Here is a 15,707-nt window from a genome sequence, read left to right on the forward strand (position 1 = left end):
GAATCCAGGATGCCGAGACCTTCTGCCGGATGAAGGTGACAGGACTCAGCGAGATCCTGATCGTGGATCTCGCGGTCGACGCCGCTCCGAGCCACCGGACGATCAGGACGGCGCTCGGCCCGAGCTACGCTCCTGAAGAACTCGCCGGGCGGAAGACGATCGCCCTGTTCGACAGGGCGGAGGCCCGCGACTTCGCCGACGTTTACGCACTGGCCCAACGCTTCGGGCGAGAGACGCTCATCGCCCGCGCGGCCGAGGTCGACGCCGGCTTCGACCTGCAGATCTTCGCGGCGATGATGCGGACGCTCGACCGGTTCGCCGACGACGAGATCCCGGTGGAGGGCACGCCGGTGGCCACCCTGCGGGAGTACTTCAGGGACTGGGTCTTGAGCCTGACCGACGCAGCGGGCTAAGAAAAGCGAACGGGGCCGGTCCGTCAGGACCGGCCCCGCCTTTCGCGTCGAGCGTCAGCTCAGCGCGGGCACCACGTAGATGGTGGCGTAGGAGTTGTCCTTCGCCACGCGCTTGATGGTGATCGTGACGCCGTACGAGACACCGGCGTCACCCGGCTTGCCGGTGCCGAGAACGGTGTTCCCGGCGACGGTCAGGCCGTAGTACTGCGGCAGCAGGTTGCCGTTCGCGTCGACGACGCGGGTCGAGTACAGCTGGTTGTCCACCGACGGGATGACCACCGAGGCGTCGGCGTCGCGGTAGAACAGCGAGCTGCCCCGGATCTCGATGCCCGGGTACCAGGCCTGGCTGTCGCTGAACGTCGACACCGCCGGGAGCGAGCCGAAGTCGGTGCAGTACTCGCTGTACGGCGCCTTGACGTCCTCGATGCACTCCTTGAAGGCGTACGTCGGCTGGAGCGTGAACGCCGCGTTGGACGACTGCGGACGGCTGGGCAGGTTCTTCAGCGTCGTCGTGTCCTTCGACGCCCCCACTCCCGTACGCCGCAGCGGGTCGAAGTGCGAGTCGACGACCAGCAGACCACCCTTCGAGCCACCGCTCGGCAGCGCCGTGATGTTGGCCGTCGGCCAGTTGTCGGTGCCGTACGTGGTGTCCCGGTACCAGAGGAGCATGCCGGGCGCGTTGTACGCGACCTTCTCGACCTTCCACGCGTCGCGCGAGTAGGTCGTGTCGTAGGTGTACTTCAGGCCCTCGTCGAAGCCGTCGAAGTTACGCCACTCGGCCAGGTAGTACTGGTTGCGCCACTGCGAACCCGGGTCGAGGATCCAGCCCGCGCCCGTGGTGTCCACGAAGGTGCCGCCGGTCTGGGCCCAGCCGTTGTTCGCCTCGGCGTCGTCCGACCACGTGGTCGCGCCGCCGCCGGTCACCGACAGGTCGTCGACGAACCAGCCCTTCTCCAGCGACGCCTCGTCGGTGGCGTAGCGGAGCCGGACCTGGACCGTCTGCCCGGCGTACGCCGAGAGGTCGACGTAGTCGTGCCGCCAGCCGGTGGTGTGCCCGGTCAGGCCGTACTTCTTGCCGCCGTAGTCACGCATGCGGCCGTTCGGGTCGCCGTAGTTGTCCGGGGTCGTGACCAGTGCCCCGCCCTCGGTGTAGACCTTCTGCTCCGACCAGGTCGAACCGTCCGTGGACAGCTCGATGAAGCCGTAGTCCCAGTCCTGCTCGATGCTGTAGTCGCTGTAGAGCCAGAACTTGGCGTCCGCCGCGGCGGGCACCTGGACGGTCCGGGTCAGCTTGACGTCGGCCCAGTTCTGGTCGGCGTTCGAGTACCACATCTGGCTGCCGCTGTGCGGCGTCGCCAGCGAGATCCTCTTCTGCGGCAGGTCGATCTTGATGCCGTCCTGGGTGCCGACCGGCGTACGCGACGTCTGGCCGAGCTGCACCGCGCGCGCGTCCGAGCCGGGCGTGATGACCAGCGGGTCGGCCCAGCCGAGCACCCACTTGTCCCAGATGCCCATGTGCGTCGGGGTGCCCTGGAAGATCGCGCCCGAGTGCGAGCCGGACGACATCAGGTCCCAGAAGTCCACGTCCGAGTCGGCCGCGCCGCTCGTGTCGTAGAGGTCCGGCAGGCCGAGGTCGTGGCCGTACTCGTGGGCGAAGACGCCGACACCGGAGTCCTCCGGCTGCACGATGTAGTTCGACACCTTGAGGTCGGTGCCCGGGATGGTCGCGCCGCCGGCGACCGACGAGGAGTGCGCCCAGATCGAGTAGATGCCCTGTGCGCCACCGCCACCGGACTTGTCCTTGCCGGCGTGCACCAGCACGAGGTGGTCGATCACGCCGTCCGGCTCGAAGAAGTTGCCGTCACCGTCGCGGTCGGCCTGGTCCTCGATGTCGTAGTCGGCCCAGGGGAAGCTCGGGTCGGCCGCGGCGAGCGCGGCGACCGCGTCGATCGCGAGCTGGCCCTGGCCCCGGGCGTTGGTCGGGTGGCCGTTGCCGGCCTGCGACCGCGGCAGCACCCAGTTCCCGTTGGCGTCCTTGGTGCAGCGGGACGCGGCGTACCAGCCCTCGGAGTGCGGCATCGTGATCCACGGCGAGGCCTGGCCGTTCACCGTGTACGCGCCCTTGGACATCTCCAGGTACATGTTGTGCATCGTCTTGCCGGCCAGGTCGACGCCGGCCTTGCCGTCCGGGCCGGTCAGGTCGGTGCGTACGCGGTCGGTGATGCCCGTCGTGGTGTAGAGCATCTTGTTGTAGTGCTCCGACGAGAAGTCCGGGACCCACATCGAGTTGTTGTCGGTGTGGCCCAGCGTCCCCGGATTCTGGATCTGGTTGTGTAGCGGCCCGTTCTGGACCGTGCCGTTGACACACTTGCGGTCGTCGGCGGTGGTCGACGCGTCCGGGTCGAACACGTTGTCCGGCACCATGACGTTGGAGAAGTCGTCGTTGGCGTTCGGGTTGAACTCCATCAGGATCGTCAGCAGCTTGGCGACCTGCGTGCCCTTGGCGTTCTTGATCTGCCGCGGGTTCTTGCCGGTCTTGGCGGCCTGCGCTTCGAGCTTGGCCAGCTGCTTGGCGGTGACGGGGTTGCCACCGGCGTACTTGCGGTCGAGTTCGACGGCCGCGGAGCCGCTGCCGCCGAAGACGCCGTTCTTGCCCTTGGTCTCCGGACGGTCGTCCGGCTGGACCGAGGGCTCGGCGTAGTTGAGGTAGTACTCGTCGGCGCCGATGCTGGCGACCGGGGTCAGGGTGCTCGATCCGGGCAGGGCCGATAGGCCGAGCGCGGCGAGCGCCAGTGCGGGTACGGCTGCGAGTACGCGCAGTCGCCGCCGCCGGCGGACGGGGTGAGTCATGACACTCCAAACTCCACAAAGGATGGACGGCCTGGTAGGGGCCGAAAGGGCCGCAGAAGGCGGCCGCATGAAGTGATCTCACGATCGCAGAGGGCGATGCGGTGAGGCGCTCGGTGGAAGGAATGCATGATCGTCGCGGGGCGTGTCACGGATGACGTGACAGCGGACGGCCGATTGACGGACAAAGAAATCCGGGCGAAGCCCGAATGGCTTCGCCCGGATCTTGGTGCGGTTACCTCAGTCTTCGCTGGTAGTGCTCATGCCCTGCTGGATGAGCTGCATGACGCCGGCGTCCTGCAGGGTGGTGACGTCGCCGAGCGCACGCTTCTCCGCGATGTCCTTCAGCAGCCGCCGCATGATCTTGCCTGAGCGGGTCTTCGGCAGCTCGGAGACGAACTGGATCTGGCGCGGCTTGCAGATCGGGCCGAGCGTCTTGGCGACGTGGTCCTTCAGTTCCGCCTCGGAGGCCGAGGCGTTGCCCTTGAGGATGACGAACGCGACGACCGCCTGGCCGGTGGTCGGGTCGGTCGCGCCGACGACCGCCGACTCGGCGACCGCCGGGTGCGACACCAGGGCCGACTCGACCTCGGTGGTGGAGATGTTGTGGCCGGACACCAGCATGACGTCGTCGACCCGGCCCAGCAGCCAGAGCGCGCCGTCGTCGTCCTTCTTCGCGCCGTCGCCGGCGAAGTAGTAGCCGTGCTCGGCGAAGCGGGACCAGTAGGTGTCGATGAACCGCTGGTCGTCGCCCCAGATCGTGCGCAGCATCGACGGCCACGGCTCGTTGAGGACGAGGTAGCCGCCACCGCCGTTGCCGACGATCTGCCCCGCGTCGTTCACGACGTCGGCCGCGATGCCGGGCAGCGGGCCCATCGCCGAACCGGGCTTGCAGGCGGTGACGCCGGGCAGCGGCGAGATCATGATCGCGCCGGTCTCGGTCTGCCACCAGGTGTCCACGACCGGCGTACGCCCGCCGCCGATGTGCTCGCGGTACCACATCCAGGCCTCGGGGTTGATCGGCTCGCCGACGCTGCCCAGCAGGCGCAGCGACGACAGGTCGAACTGGGCCGGGATGTCATCGCCCCACTTGGCGAAGGTGCGGATCGCGGTCGGCGCGGTGTAGAGGATCGTCACGCCGTACTTCTGGACGATCTCCCAGAACCGGCCGCGGTGCGGGGTGTCCGGGGTGCCCTCGTACATCACCTGGGTGGCGCCGTTCGAGAGCGGGCCGTAGACGATGTAGGAGTGGCCGGTCACCCAGCCGATGTCGGCGGTGCACCAGTAGACGTCGGTCTCCGGCTTGAGGTCGAAGACGGCGTGGTGGGTGTAGGACGCCTGGGTCAGGTAGCCGCCAGTGGTGTGCAGGATGCCCTTCGGCTTGGCGGTGGTGCCCGAGGTGTAGAGGATGAACAGCGGGTGCTCGGCGTCGAACGGCTGTGCCTCGTGCTTGTCGGAGGCGGTGGCCACGGTCTCGTGCCACCACAGGTCCCGGCCCTCGGTCCAGTCCACGTCCTGACCCGTACGCCGGACGACGAGGACCTTCTCGATCGTCGGGCACTCGGCGACGGCCTCGTCCACGGTCGGCTTGAGGGCGCTCGGGTTGCCCCGGCGGAAGCCGCCGTCGGCGGTGATCACGACCTTCGCGCTGGCGTCCTTGATCCGGCCGGACAGCGCGTCCTTGCTGAAGCCGCCGAAGACGACCGAGTGGGTCGCCCCGATCCGAGCGCACGCGAGCATCGCGACGGCGGCCTCGGGAATCATCGGCAGGTAGATGGCGACGCGGTCGCCGGCGGTCACGCCCAGGTCGGTCAGCGTGTTCGCCGCCCGGCAGACCTCGGCGTGCAGGTCGGCGTAGGTGATGGCCCGGCTGTCGCCCGGCTCGCCCTCCCAGTGGATCGCGACCTTGTCCCCGTTGCCGGCCGCGAGGTGCCGGTCGAGGCAGTTGTACGCGACGTTGAGCGTGCCGCCCACGAACCACTTCGCGAACGGGGGGTTGGACCAGTCGAGCACCTGGTCCCACTCCTGGAACCAGTCCAGGCGCTGAGCCTGCTTCGCCCAGAATGCCAGGCGGTCGGCGGCGGCCTCGTCATAGGCGGCGGCGGTGACGTTCGCGTTCGCCGCGAAGTCCGCGGGCGGCGGGAACTGCCGGTCCTCGGAAAGCAGGTTCTCCAGTGTTTCACTCATTCCCGGGTGCCTCCTCGGGGTGGTTGTGATCCAGATCTGTGACTCAGGCCGCAAGCTGATGTTGATGTTACGTGCCGATGTCGGAGCGGAGTAGTTAGGGTTCCTTCCAATTAGCCGCTACTGGCTGGTAGCTACGCTGGTGAGCGTGGACGACGCCTTGGCACCCTTGCTGGACCTCCCCGACGTCGCACCGGCGATCGCCGATGCGCGGAACGCCGTCGACGCGGCGCTGCGGCACCGGGCGCTCCGGCGCTCCGGCGGCGTCGTCGCGGCCGAGGTCAGCCTCCGATCCGCCGTCGCGAGCGCGGCGCTCTCCGGGCACGCGTACGCCGTCGAGGACGTCCGGGCCGGAACGGTGCTCGACCCGGTGGTGCAGGGCGCGCTCCGGATCGCCCAGCAGATGCCGGGGTTGGCGGAGACCTTCGCCAAGGCGCCCCGCCAGGTACTCGCTCGCCTGCACACGGTCGCTGCTTCCGGCGTACTAGCTGATGCCGAATTGGGCCGGCCGGTCTCGGATCCGCTGGTGAGCGCGCGCCTGAACGCCCTGTGTGACCTGGTGGTGGCCGCGGCGGGCGACCCGATCGTGCGGGCCGCGGTCGTGCACGGCGAGTTGCTTGCGCTGAACGCGTTCGCCGAGGGCAACGGCGTGGTCGCGCGGGCGGCAGCGCGCGCCACCCTGATCGGCAGCGGATTCGACCTGCGGGGATTGATCGCCGTGGACCTCGGCCACCGGGAGCGGGAGCCGGAGTACGTGGGCAGCGCACACGCCTTCGCGACGGGCACCGTGGACGGTGTGCGGTCGTGGCTCAAGCACTACGCCGCGGCGGTCACGATCGGGGCGGCTGAGTTCACGAAGATCGCCGACGAGGTCCTCGCCACGGCTTAACTCAATTGTCCCACCTGTCACACAATCGGGGCCATCGCTGGCTTACCGGCGGGTACGGGCGTAGAAAAGGGGATACGGAAAGAGCAACCTTTCCGGGCACAGCCGCCGGGCACCCACGCGCGATGACTGCCGTCGTGAAGGCACGACACGTCGGAACCGTAAGGGCTGACGCGTTCGAGCAAACGGACACGCCTGGTAACCCGAGCGGGAGTGCGAGATGGCGCCGCAGGACGTGCGGCGCCATCCTATGTATACAGAGGGCTTTCGCTCGGGCGAGCTATTCGCCGGCTGCGGCGGCCCGCGTCTTGCGGCGGTGGCCGTACCAGGCGATGCCGATGGCCACTCCGACGCCGACCGCCGCGGCGGCCGCGACCGGGACGGCCGGGCGCTCCATGATCTGCTTGCGCATCCGCGCGCCCAACGGGACCGGCCGACGGAACTCGAGGATCGGCCACTCCCGTTCGACGGCGAGTTTGCGCAGCCCGCGATCGGGATTGACGGCTGTCGGATTTCCGACGATCTCCAGCAGCGGCGCGTCCGAGATCGAATCCGAGTACGCGTAGCACTCGCTCAGGTCGTATCCGCGCTCGGCGGCCAGCTCCTTGACGGCGCTGACCTTGCCGGTGCCGGCGGCGTAGAAGTCGATCTCGCCGGTGTAGACGTCGTCGACGATCCGCATCCGCGTCGCGACCACGTCGTGTACGCCCAGCTGAGCGCCGATCGGGCGGACGAACTCCTCACCCGAGGCGGAGACGAGGACGACGTCCCGGCCGGTGGCCTGATGCTCGGCGATCAGCGCCGCGGCCTCGGCGTACACATAAGGCTTGATCAGTTCGTGGAGCGTCTCGTCCACGATCTGCCGGACTTGCTCGGCGCTCCAGCCCTTGCACAGCTCGGCCAGGTAGTCCCGGGTCCTCGCCATCGAGGCGTCGTCTGCGCCGCCGATCTTGAAGGAGAGCTGCGCATAGGCGGCCTTCACCGCGTCGCGGCGCGTGATCAGGCCGTCCCGATAGAACGGACGCCCGAAAGCCAACGCGCTGGACTTCGCGATGACCGTCTTGTCCAGGTCGAAGAAAGCGGCGCTTCTGCCCACGGCGAGCCAGTCTAGTCGGGCCGAGCGGTCCGGCGGGGCCGCCCAGCGGTGCGCCATACCACCCAGACAGGGATGAATACCTGCAACCGGTTACTGTGCGATGCACCAGCAGCGCGGAGAGTTGCGAACGCACCGCAAGTTTCGATGATCTCGGCGTGTCGCCGCGAGTTGTGCTCGACCCCCCTCGACTTAGCGGCCCTGCCTCAGGCATGCTTGTGCGCAAGCACTCGGCGGTTGCACCCCCCGCTACCGCTGGGTGGGTTACGACTCAACCCCCCCGGAGTCGGACCCCTGACGACCCCCGTCTATTGACGGGGGTCGTCTTCGTTACGGCGAACCTTTCCCCCTGAGTCCCCCGTGGAATCCCCCTGAGTGGTTCCCCCCGGAACCTTCCCCCTCGGTCAGTTCTCCACACTCGTTCGCCGTCCACAGAATTCCATCGCATCTATGTGGGCCTCGGCTGTCCGCTACGGGACCGTGTGCAGGTCACGAACCCGACTCCCTTGGTGTGATGAGGATCCCGCGATGCCGAGCCGACCACTGCTGCTGTCCGCCGACGCCCACCTGACCGACGAGATCCTCCGGCTGGCCGCCGTCGCGGGGGTCGAACTGGAATTCGCCCTCGACCCCGACGCCGGCGTCGCCTTCAGCCGGGCGCCGCTCGTCCTGCTCGGCGCGGAGGTCGCCGACCGCGCCCGGCGGCTGCCTCGGCGTACGGGGGTGATCGTGGTCGGGTTGGGCGATCGGCCACAGGATCTGCTGCCGATCGCGGAGGCGCTGTCGGCCGAGTTCGTCGCCTGTCTGCCCGCCGCCCAGGAGTGGCTGCTCAGCCGGCTCGCCGAGACCGCTGTCGCGACCGGGCGCCAGGGTCGAGTCGTCGGCGTGATCGGCGGCCGGGGCGGGGCGGGCGCGTCCACCGTGGCCGCCGCGCTCGCGGTGACCGGCGTACGCGCCGGACTGACGACCTTGCTCGTCGACGCCGATCGACTGGGTGGCGGCATCGACCTCACGCTGGGCTGGGAAGACGTCGCCGGCCTGCGCTGGCCCGCGCTGGCCGGAGCCGGTGGCCGCATCGATCCCGGGTTGCTGCGCCGGGCGCTGCCCGGTCGGGGCGCGCTGGCGGTGCTGTCGTGGACCCGCGCCGAGGGCTGGGCCGGCGAGCTGACCGCCGACCTCGGTGGCGAGCGGACCGGGCCGGAAGGCTGGGGGAGCGACGTCCTCGCGACTCGCGAATGGACACTCGCGGACGCCTGGACCTCCGGGACCGCGCCCGTTCCAGTGGACCGCGCCGCGGAGGCCATGCGAGCCGCGCTCGACGCCGGTCGCCGGCAGGCCGATCTCGTCGTGCTCGACCTGCCCCGGTACGCCGACTCCGCGGCCGAAGCGGGCATGGCGGCGGCGTACCGGATCTTCGTCGTCGTCCCGGCGGAACTCAGGGCGACCGCGGCCGCCCTGACGGTGGTCCGCCGTCTGCGGGAGTTCTGCGACGACCTCCAGCTCGTCGTACGTGGTCCCGCCCCGGGCGGCCTCCGAGCGGCCGAGATCGCCGGAGCCCTCGGCCTCCCGCTGGCCGAGGTGCTGGCTCCGGAGGCTGACGTGGCCAGGGATCTGGAGAAGGGCGCCGCACCCGCCGGGACCGGCCGGGGCGAGTTGGCCTCGGTCTGCCGGAAGCTGCTCGGGGGCCTGTCGTGACCGGGTCGCTGCTGGATCAGCTGGCGGGCCGGTTGCGCGATCAGTTCGCGGTCGACGGGGCGACCGCGACGCCGGTGGCGATCGCGACGGCGTTGCGGGCCGAACCGGAGGCGGCGGTGCTGGGCGACGCCGGGCTGTTGCGCATGGCCGACCGGGTGCACGGCGACCTCGCCGGGGCAGGCCCGCTCGCGCCGTTGCTCGCCGACGCGGACGTCACCGACGTGCTGGTCAACGGGGTCGAAGTGTGGGTCGACCGAGGCCGAGGTCTCCAGCGAGGTCCAGCGGTCTTCGGCCACCCCGACGACGTACGCCGCCTGGCTCAGCGCATGGCAGCAGGTGCGGGGCGGCGGCTGGACGACGGTTCGCCGTTCGTGGACGCCCGCCTGCCCGACGGCACCCGTTTGCACGCGGTCCTGCCGCCGGTGGCGGTGGGCGGCCCGTGTCTGTCGCTGCGAACCTTCCGGCATCGTCCGTATGTGCTCGGCGAGCTGGTCAGCGCGCCGGTCGCCGAGTTGCTGGCGGCGATCGTGGCGGCCCGCGTCAGCTTCCTCATCGGCGGCGGGACGGGGTCGGGGAAGACGACGCTGTTGGCGGCGATGCTCGGGCTGGTGCCGGTGTCCGAGCGGATCGTGGTCGTCGAGGACTCGGCCGAGCTGCGGCCCCGGCATCCCCACGTGGTCGCGCTGCAAAGCCGTACCTCCAACGTGGAGGGTGCAGGCACGGTCGGGCTGGCGGATCTCGTCCGTCAAGCGCTCCGGATGCGGCCCGATCGGCTCATCGTCGGCGAGTGCCGAGGTCCAGAGGTCGTCGACCTGCTCGCCGCGTTGAACACCGGCCACGAGGGCGGCGCGGGAACGCTGCACGCCAACACCGCCACCGACGTCCCGGCTCGGCTGGAAGCGCTCGGCTTGACCGGCGGACTTCCCCGCGCGGCACTGCACGCGCAACTCGCCTCTGCCCTCCAGGTCGTGCTCCATCTGCGCCGGGACACCCACGGTCGCCGCCTCGACGAGGTCTGCGTCCTGCTGCCGGACCGCTCCGGGCTGGTCACCGCCGTCGTCGCGTGGCGGCGTACGAGTGGACCCGGCCCGGCCGCCGGGCATCTCGGCGCGCTGCTGTCCGCGCGCGGCGTCGCGGTTCCCGCCCTGCTCCGCTCGGGTCCGGCGTGACCCGCGCGGTCCGCCGCCGGTTCGCTCGCGTTCTGGCGGTACGCCCACCGCAGCGTCCGGCCCGGCGACGGGTGCCGGTGGCGTACCCGGCGCTGGTGGGCGTCACGGCGACGGCTGCGGTTCTCGGCGGCGTGGTTGCCGGGCTGCTGACACTGCTCTACGGCGGCGTGATCGCGTACGCGATCCGGGCGCACCGGGCAACGCGGGCGACTGCCGCGCGACGGGCGGCCGCGCTGGACGCGATCGCCGACGCGGCCGCGGCGCTCCGGGCGGGATCGTCATCGGCAGCGCTGCCGCTGATCGCTGATCCGGTGCTGTCGGCCCAGGTCAACGCCGCTGTCGAGGTCGCCGGGGAAACCGGGGCGCCATTAGCGGAGTTGTTCGACCGGATCGAGGAGGAACACCGGGGCGCCACCCGGGCAGCCGCGCGGGCTGCGGCGGAGGCGGCCGGGGCCTGGATGACAGCCGTCCTTCTCCTGATCCTCCCGGTCGGCGGGGTCGCCCTCGGACACTTCATCGGCGTGGACTCCGTCGCCGTCCTGCTGCGTACGCCGATCGGCGGAGCATGTGCGCTCGCCGCCGCTTCGCTCCAACTCGCCGGCCTGCTCTGGGTACGCCGAATCGCCGTCGCCCGGCCGCCCCGCGATCGTCACCAACGCGATCTGCCGCTGGCGGCCGAGCTGCTGGGCGCGGTTCTGCGGGTCGGCGTACCGGTGGATCACGGAGTGCTGGCGGTGGCCCGAGCGCTGCCGCTGGGGGAGCGGCTGACCCGAGTCGGCCGGGCCTTGCGGCTCGGGGCCGCCCCCGCGGAGGCCTGGCGGCATTTGGCCGACCTCGACGGCGCCCAGCGGCTGATCACGGCGGCGATCCGGAGCGCGGGCAGCGGCGCGGCGCTGGCCGCCACCTTGCGGCGTATCGCGGGTGACCTGCGCGCCGCCGAAGCGGATCGGGCCGAGGCCCGGGCCCGTCGCGCGGCGGTGCTGCTGGTGCTGCCGCTCGGACTGTGCTTCCTGCCGGCGTTCGTGCTGGCCGGGCTGGCCCCCGTGGTGATCGCGGTGGTCGGGCAGCTCTCACAGTGAGGAGTCCATCCACATGAAACAACCATCCGATGCCGGGAAGCTGAGCCGTCGGGTCATACCGCCGGAGGGCGGCATGCTGAGCCGTCGGGTCATACCGCCGGACGGCGGCATGCTGAGCCGTCGGGTCATACCGCCGGACGGCGGCATGCTGAGCCGTCGGTCGACACTGCGGGACGGCGGCATGCTGAGCCGTCGGGTCATACCACCGGACGGCGGCATGCTGAGCCGTCGGTTCATACCGCCGGACGGCGGTATGAACACCGCGGAGTACGCCGTCGGCACGTTGGCGGCAGTCGCCTTCGCGGGGCTGCTCTACAAGGTCCTGACCAGCAACATCATCCAGTCCGCGCTGACGGCGATCATCCAGCGAGCGCTGAAGTGATCGGTGTTCTCCGGTGCGGCCGGGCGCGTCCCGGTCGCACCACCTCAGCCGGATCCGCGACCGTGGAGTTGGCGGCGAGCCTGCCAGCGGTCGTCCTGCTGCTCCTCGTCGGCCTGACTGCGGTGGACGCAGTCGCGACGCGGTTGCGATGTGTCGACGCCGCACGGGACGCGGCGCTGGCGGTCGCCCGTGGCGAGCCGGCGAGCACCGCTCACCTGCCCAGCGGCGGTCACCTCACGGTCAGCGCGTCGGGCGACCAGATCACCGCAGTGGTGAGCGCGCCCGTGTACGCGGGCTGGCGCAGCCTGCGCGTGTCGGCCATGGCGGTCGCGGCGGTCGAGTCGTGACCGCGCTTGGCCGGTCGCGGCAGCGTGACCGGGGTTCGGCAACGATTTGGGCGTTGACCGTCGGGCTGGTCGTCGTCCTGTTCGGCGTCGCGATGGCCCAGGTCGGCGTGGCGATCACCGCCCGGCGCAGTGCTCAGGTGGCAGCCGATCTGGGCGCGCTGGCCGGGGCGGCTCGGGCGATCGAGGGCGCGGCCAGCGCGTGCGGGCGGGCGTCGGCGTACGTCGTCGCCAACGGCGCTGAACTGCGGGACTGCCACCTCGACGGCCTCGATCTGATCGTCACCGCAGCCGTCCCCACCCGCTTCGGCACCGCTACCGCCGCCGCGCGCGCTGGCCCTGTCGCCTGACGCGTCAGCGCTGGATCACGGATCCGGGTCGAATCTTCGCCCAAGATTCGACCGGGAACCCTGATCCAGCCCGGTGGGGGTGGCGCAACGGATCGCGAATCGCGTCAGGCGAGGGCGGCGAGGAGGAGGTCGAGGACGACGATCGCGCCTTCCTTGTCGAGCGGGTCGTTGCCGTTGCCGCACTTGGGCGACTGCACGCACGACGGGCAGCCGCGCAGGCATCCGCAGGCCGCGATTGCGTCCCGGGTGGCGCGCAGCCAGTGCCCGGCGATCCCGTACGCCCGCTCGGCGAAGCCGGCACCGCCGGGATGCCCGTCGTAGACGAAGATCGTCGGCGCGCCGGTGTCGTAGTGCAGGGCGGTCGACAGTCCGCCGATGTCCCACCGGTCGCAGGTCGCGACCAGCGGCAGCAGTCCGATCGCGGCGTGCTCGGCGGCGTGCAGCGACCCCGGCAGGTCGTCGATCCCGGCGACCACCTCCGGGGACAGCGTCGTCCAGACGGCGACCGTACGCAGTTCCCGGGGCGGCAGGTCGAGCGGAAAGGTACCGAGCACCTCGCCGCTGCCGACCGCCCGGCGCTGATAGGAGACGACCTGGTGGGAGACGTCGACGTCGCCGAGGAACAACCCGATCGGTCCGGCATCCACATAAGACCGGACGGCGACGATGTCGAGGTTGGTGACGTCGCGGGCGTGCGTCGTGTAGTCCGGCTCCTCGGTGCGAACGAGGGCGGTGGCGTCGTCGAGGTCCAGCCGGTCCACCACGTACGACGTGCCCTGGTGCAGGTAGACAGCGCCGTCGTGCAGCGCGTGGTGCGCCGAGCCGGCGTCGAGCGTGCCGACCAAGCGACCGGAGTCGGCCTCGACGATCGCTATCGGCGCACCGCCGGTGCCGCGCAGGTCGACCTCGGGCCGCTGCGGATGCGTCCAGTAGAGGCCGGTCGGCCGTCGCCGCAGGGCGCCCGCCTCGACCAGCTCGTCGACCAGCTCGGCGGGCGCGTCGAACAGGGCGAGGTCGGCCGGGGTGAGCGGGGCTTCCATCGCCGCGGCGCACAGATGCGGGCCCAGGACGTACGGGTTGCCCGGGTCGAGCACGGTGGCCTCGACCGGCCGGTCGAACAACGCGGCCGGGTTGTGGACGAGATAGGTGTCGAGCGGATCGTCCCGCGCCACCATCACACAGAGCCCGTCGCGCCCGGCCCGCCCCGCGCGCCCGGCCTGCTGCCAGAGCGAGGCCAACCGGCCGGGATAACCCGCGAGCAGCACCGCGTCGAGGCCGGTGAGGTCGACGCCCAGCTCCAGGGCGTTCGTCGTGGCCAGCCCGGTCAGCTCCCCGGTGAGCAGCGCTCGCTCCAGCGCACGCCGATCCTCGCGCAGATAACCACCCCGGTACGCGGCGACCTGTGTGGACAGCTGGGCGTCCACCTCACGCAGGGCGCGCCGGGTCATGGCGGAGACGACCTCCGCGCCCCGCCGGGACGGGACGAAGGCGAGCGTACGCATCCCGGCCACGACGGCGTCGGTGAGCAGATCGGCCGTCTCGGCCAAGGCCGACCGCCGGTGTTCCTCGCCGGACGCGTCCTTCTGCAACGGCGGTTCCCACAACGCGAAGGTCATCGCGCCTCGGGGAGCCGTGTCCTCGCTGACCGCCACCGCCTCCGCCCCGATCAACCGGCCGACCGAGGCGGCCGGGTCGCCGGAGGTCGCGGAGGCGGCGAGGAAGACGACGTCGCGCGGGGTCAACCGGCGCAGGCGGCGCAGCACGTGGGCGACGTGAGAGCCGAACACTCCGCGGTACGCGTGGCACTCGTCCACGATCACGTAGCGCAGCCCGCGCAGAAACCGCCGCCAGCGGCCGTGCCCGGGGAGGATGCCGTGGTGCAGCATGTCCGGGTTGGTCAGCACCAGGTTCGCGTGCTGGCGTACCCAGTCCCGTTCGTCGCGTGGCGTGTCGCCGTCGAACACCGCTGCGCGTACCCCTGGGAGATCCAGAGCCGCGACGGTCCGCAGCTGATCCGCGGCGAGCGCCTTCGTCGGGGCGAGATAGAGGACGCGGGCGGTGGGTTCGGTGATCAGCTCGCTGAGCGCGGGCAGCAGGTAGGCCAGCGACTTGCCGGAGCCGGTGCCGGTGGCGACCACCGTGTGGTGACCGGCGCGGGCGTGCTCGCCGACCGCGACTTGATGTGGCCACGGCGCCGCGATGCCCGCCTCGATCAACGCTGTGACAAGCGGCTCCGGCGCCCAGTCCGGCCAGGGCGCGGAGGCGCCCGCCCGGGACGGCCGAAACTCGATGTGCGTGATCGCCTCGCGAGCGGCGTCCGGGCGCAGACGAGCCAGGCCGGACGCGGCGAGCAGAGCCATGAGGTCGGAGGTGGGGTCGGCGGCAGTCACTTCCACGAAAGCCTATCCGGATGCTGTGACACTCCGGCCATGCCGAGGAGGTGCGTCCGTCGGGGACGATGGCAAGATGCCAGTCATGGAACTCTCGCTGGCGACGCGGACTGTCGCTGCCCACACGGTGCTGGAAGTCACCGGGGAAGTCGACGTCTACACCGCTCCCAAGCTGCGGGATCGGCTCACCGAGCTGCTCGAGGCGGGCACGCGGGCCCTGGTCGTCGACCTCGGCCGGGTGGAGTTCCTCGACTCGACGGGGCTGGGCGTGCTCGTCGGCGGGCTGCGCAAGGCGCGCAACCTGGGCGGCAGCTTCGGCTTGGTCGTGGGGCAGGAATCGCTGCTCAAGGTCTTCCGCATCACCGCTCTCGACCAGGTCCTCCCGCTGTATCCCACGATCGAGGCGGCCACCGGGCAGTCGGGCGACGGTGGTCGATAGGTGGCGACAGTACGCCTGGAGTTCACCCCCGAACCCGTCTACGTCCGTACCGCCCGGCTCGTCGGTGTCGCCGTGGCGCGTCGCGCCGGGCTGCCCGAGGATCGGCTGGACGAGGTACGCCAAGCGATCGGGGAGGCCTGTGGCCGCGCGGTCACCCGGCATCTCCGGCACAACCTGCGGGCGCCGGTGCTGGTCGAGATGCGCGACGAGAACCCCTACACCGTCCTGGTGACCGACCGGGCTCCGGACGACGCCGCCTCCGACATGGAGGAGGAGATCACGGTGGAAGCGAGTCTTGCCCTGCTCAGCGGGGTGGCCGAGGAGCTCGAGGTGCATCAGGCGCCCGACGGAGCCGGCTCGGTCGTGCGGATGTCCTGGACGGCGCGGCCCGTACGCACCCGGCGCTGAGCACGAACTGGTGACCCTAACCCATGAC

General features: G+C 70.9%; 14 protein-coding genes. 10 read left to right on the forward strand and 4 right to left on the reverse strand.

Annotated elements, in window-relative coordinates; translation table 11 throughout:
• The first annotated feature begins 29 nt into the window (after window positions 1-29).
• Window positions 30-413 carry a nucleotidyl transferase AbiEii/AbiGii toxin family protein gene (locus tag HDA40_RS24150; RefSeq protein WP_253759653.1) on the forward strand — a complete coding sequence of 128 codons (384 nt, stop codon included), beginning with the start codon at window positions 30-32 and terminating at the stop codon, window positions 411-413.
• A gap of 54 nt (window positions 414-467) precedes the next feature.
• Here the strand turns inward: HDA40_RS24150 and HDA40_RS24155 are convergent, their stop codons facing one another.
• Both HDA40_RS24155 and acs read right to left on the reverse strand, forming a co-directional pair.
• Window positions 468-3,263, reverse strand: coding sequence for an immune inhibitor A domain-containing protein (locus HDA40_RS24155; RefSeq protein ID WP_253759655.1), 2,796 nt, complete (start codon window positions 3,261-3,263; stop codon window positions 468-470).
• A gap of 237 nt (window positions 3,264-3,500) precedes the next feature.
• The gene (acs, locus tag HDA40_RS24160; protein WP_253759657.1) at window positions 3,501-5,447 is read right to left on the reverse strand and encodes an acetate--CoA ligase; all 1,947 of its coding nucleotides are present in this window, start codon (window positions 5,445-5,447) and stop codon (window positions 3,501-3,503) included.
• 145 nt (window positions 5,448-5,592) lie between these two features.
• Here acs and HDA40_RS24165 point away from each other — a divergent pair, with 145 nt between their 5' ends.
• The gene (locus HDA40_RS24165; RefSeq protein WP_253759659.1) at window positions 5,593-6,333 is read left to right on the forward strand and encodes a Fic family protein; all 741 of its coding nucleotides are present in this window, start codon (window positions 5,593-5,595) and stop codon (window positions 6,331-6,333) included.
• A gap of 277 nt (window positions 6,334-6,610) precedes the next feature.
• Here HDA40_RS24165 and HDA40_RS24170 read toward each other — a convergent pair whose 3' ends face one another.
• On the reverse strand, window positions 6,611-7,426 hold the full coding sequence (locus HDA40_RS24170; protein ID WP_253759661.1) for an HAD family hydrolase: 816 nt from the start codon (window positions 7,424-7,426) through the stop codon (window positions 6,611-6,613).
• A 525-nt stretch (window positions 7,427-7,951) separates the two neighbouring features.
• Between HDA40_RS24170 and ssd the strand changes: the two genes are divergently transcribed.
• The 6 genes from ssd to HDA40_RS24200 all read left to right on the forward strand — a co-directional run bounded on the left by ssd (window position 7,952) and on the right by HDA40_RS24200 (window position 12,442).
• Window positions 7,952-9,118, forward strand: a complete 1,167-nt coding sequence (gene ssd / locus HDA40_RS24175) for a septum site-determining protein Ssd (RefSeq protein ID WP_253759663.1) — start codon at window positions 7,952-7,954, stop codon at window positions 9,116-9,118.
• A complete protein-coding gene (locus HDA40_RS24180) occupies window positions 9,115-10,287 on the forward strand; it encodes a TadA family conjugal transfer-associated ATPase (RefSeq protein WP_372502931.1) in 1,173 nt (390 codons plus the stop codon). The genes ssd and HDA40_RS24180 overlap by 4 nt, the downstream gene beginning before the upstream one ends.
• Window positions 10,284-11,366, forward strand: a complete 1,083-nt coding sequence (locus tag HDA40_RS42570; RefSeq protein WP_372502932.1) for a type II secretion system F family protein — start codon at window positions 10,284-10,286, stop codon at window positions 11,364-11,366. Before HDA40_RS24180 ends, HDA40_RS42570 begins: the two co-directional genes overlap by 4 nt.
• A gap of 217 nt (window positions 11,367-11,583) precedes the next feature.
• Entirely contained in the window at window positions 11,584-11,748 is a 165-nt protein-coding gene (locus tag HDA40_RS24190; RefSeq protein WP_253763778.1) for a DUF4244 domain-containing protein, read from the forward strand.
• Complete coding sequence (locus HDA40_RS24195; protein ID WP_253759665.1) at window positions 11,745-12,095, forward strand: TadE family type IV pilus minor pilin; 351 nt, start codon at window positions 11,745-11,747, stop codon at window positions 12,093-12,095. Before HDA40_RS24190 ends, HDA40_RS24195 begins: the two co-directional genes overlap by 4 nt.
• Window positions 12,092-12,442: an Rv3654c family TadE-like protein gene (locus HDA40_RS24200; protein WP_308197755.1), complete on the forward strand. Its 351-nt coding sequence runs from the start codon at window positions 12,092-12,094 to the stop codon at window positions 12,440-12,442. The genes HDA40_RS24195 and HDA40_RS24200 overlap by 4 nt, the downstream gene beginning before the upstream one ends.
• Window positions 12,443-12,546: 104 nt before the next feature.
• Here HDA40_RS24200 and sftH read toward each other — a convergent pair whose 3' ends face one another.
• Complete coding sequence (sftH, locus tag HDA40_RS24205; protein WP_253763779.1) at window positions 12,547-14,802, reverse strand: DEAD/DEAH box helicase; 2,256 nt, start codon at window positions 14,800-14,802, stop codon at window positions 12,547-12,549.
• A gap of 115 nt (window positions 14,803-14,917) precedes the next feature.
• Here sftH and HDA40_RS24210 point away from each other — a divergent pair, with 115 nt between their 5' ends.
• Together HDA40_RS24210 and HDA40_RS24215 are read left to right on the forward strand one after the other, a co-directional pair.
• Window positions 14,918-15,271: an STAS domain-containing protein gene (locus tag HDA40_RS24210; protein WP_253759669.1), complete on the forward strand. Its 354-nt coding sequence runs from the start codon at window positions 14,918-14,920 to the stop codon at window positions 15,269-15,271.
• Complete coding sequence (locus tag HDA40_RS24215) at window positions 15,272-15,679, forward strand: ATP-binding protein (RefSeq protein WP_253759671.1); 408 nt, start codon at window positions 15,272-15,274, stop codon at window positions 15,677-15,679.
• Window positions 15,680-15,707 lie beyond the last annotated feature (28 nt).

Origin of the sequence: Hamadaea flava (assembly GCF_024172085.1) — a bacterium.
In the GTDB taxonomy this organism is placed as follows: Bacteria; Actinomycetota; Actinomycetes; order Mycobacteriales; family Micromonosporaceae; genus Hamadaea; species Hamadaea flava.

What these genes read in the sequence shown, in the direction of transcription:
- HDA40_RS24150 (WP_253759653.1), top strand. Translation starts at nt 30, where the DNA reads ATGAAGGTGACAGGACTCAGCGAGATCCTGATCGTGGATCTCGCGGTC.
- HDA40_RS24155 (WP_253759655.1), bottom strand. Translation starts at nt 3,263, where the DNA reads ATGACTCACCCCGTCCGCCGGCGGCGGCGACTGCGCGTACTCGCAGCC.
- acs (WP_253759657.1), bottom strand. Translation starts at nt 5,447, where the DNA reads ATGAGTGAAACACTGGAGAACCTGCTTTCCGAGGACCGGCAGTTCCCG.
- ssd (WP_253759663.1), top strand. Translation starts at nt 7,952, where the DNA reads ATGCCGAGCCGACCACTGCTGCTGTCCGCCGACGCCCACCTGACCGAC.
- HDA40_RS24190 (WP_253763778.1), top strand. Translation starts at nt 11,584, where the DNA reads ATGCTGAGCCGTCGGTTCATACCGCCGGACGGCGGTATGAACACCGCG.
- sftH (WP_253763779.1), bottom strand. Translation starts at nt 14,802, where the DNA reads ATGGCTCTGCTCGCCGCGTCCGGCCTGGCTCGTCTGCGCCCGGACGCC.
- HDA40_RS24210 (WP_253759669.1), top strand. Translation starts at nt 14,918, where the DNA reads ATGGAACTCTCGCTGGCGACGCGGACTGTCGCTGCCCACACGGTGCTG.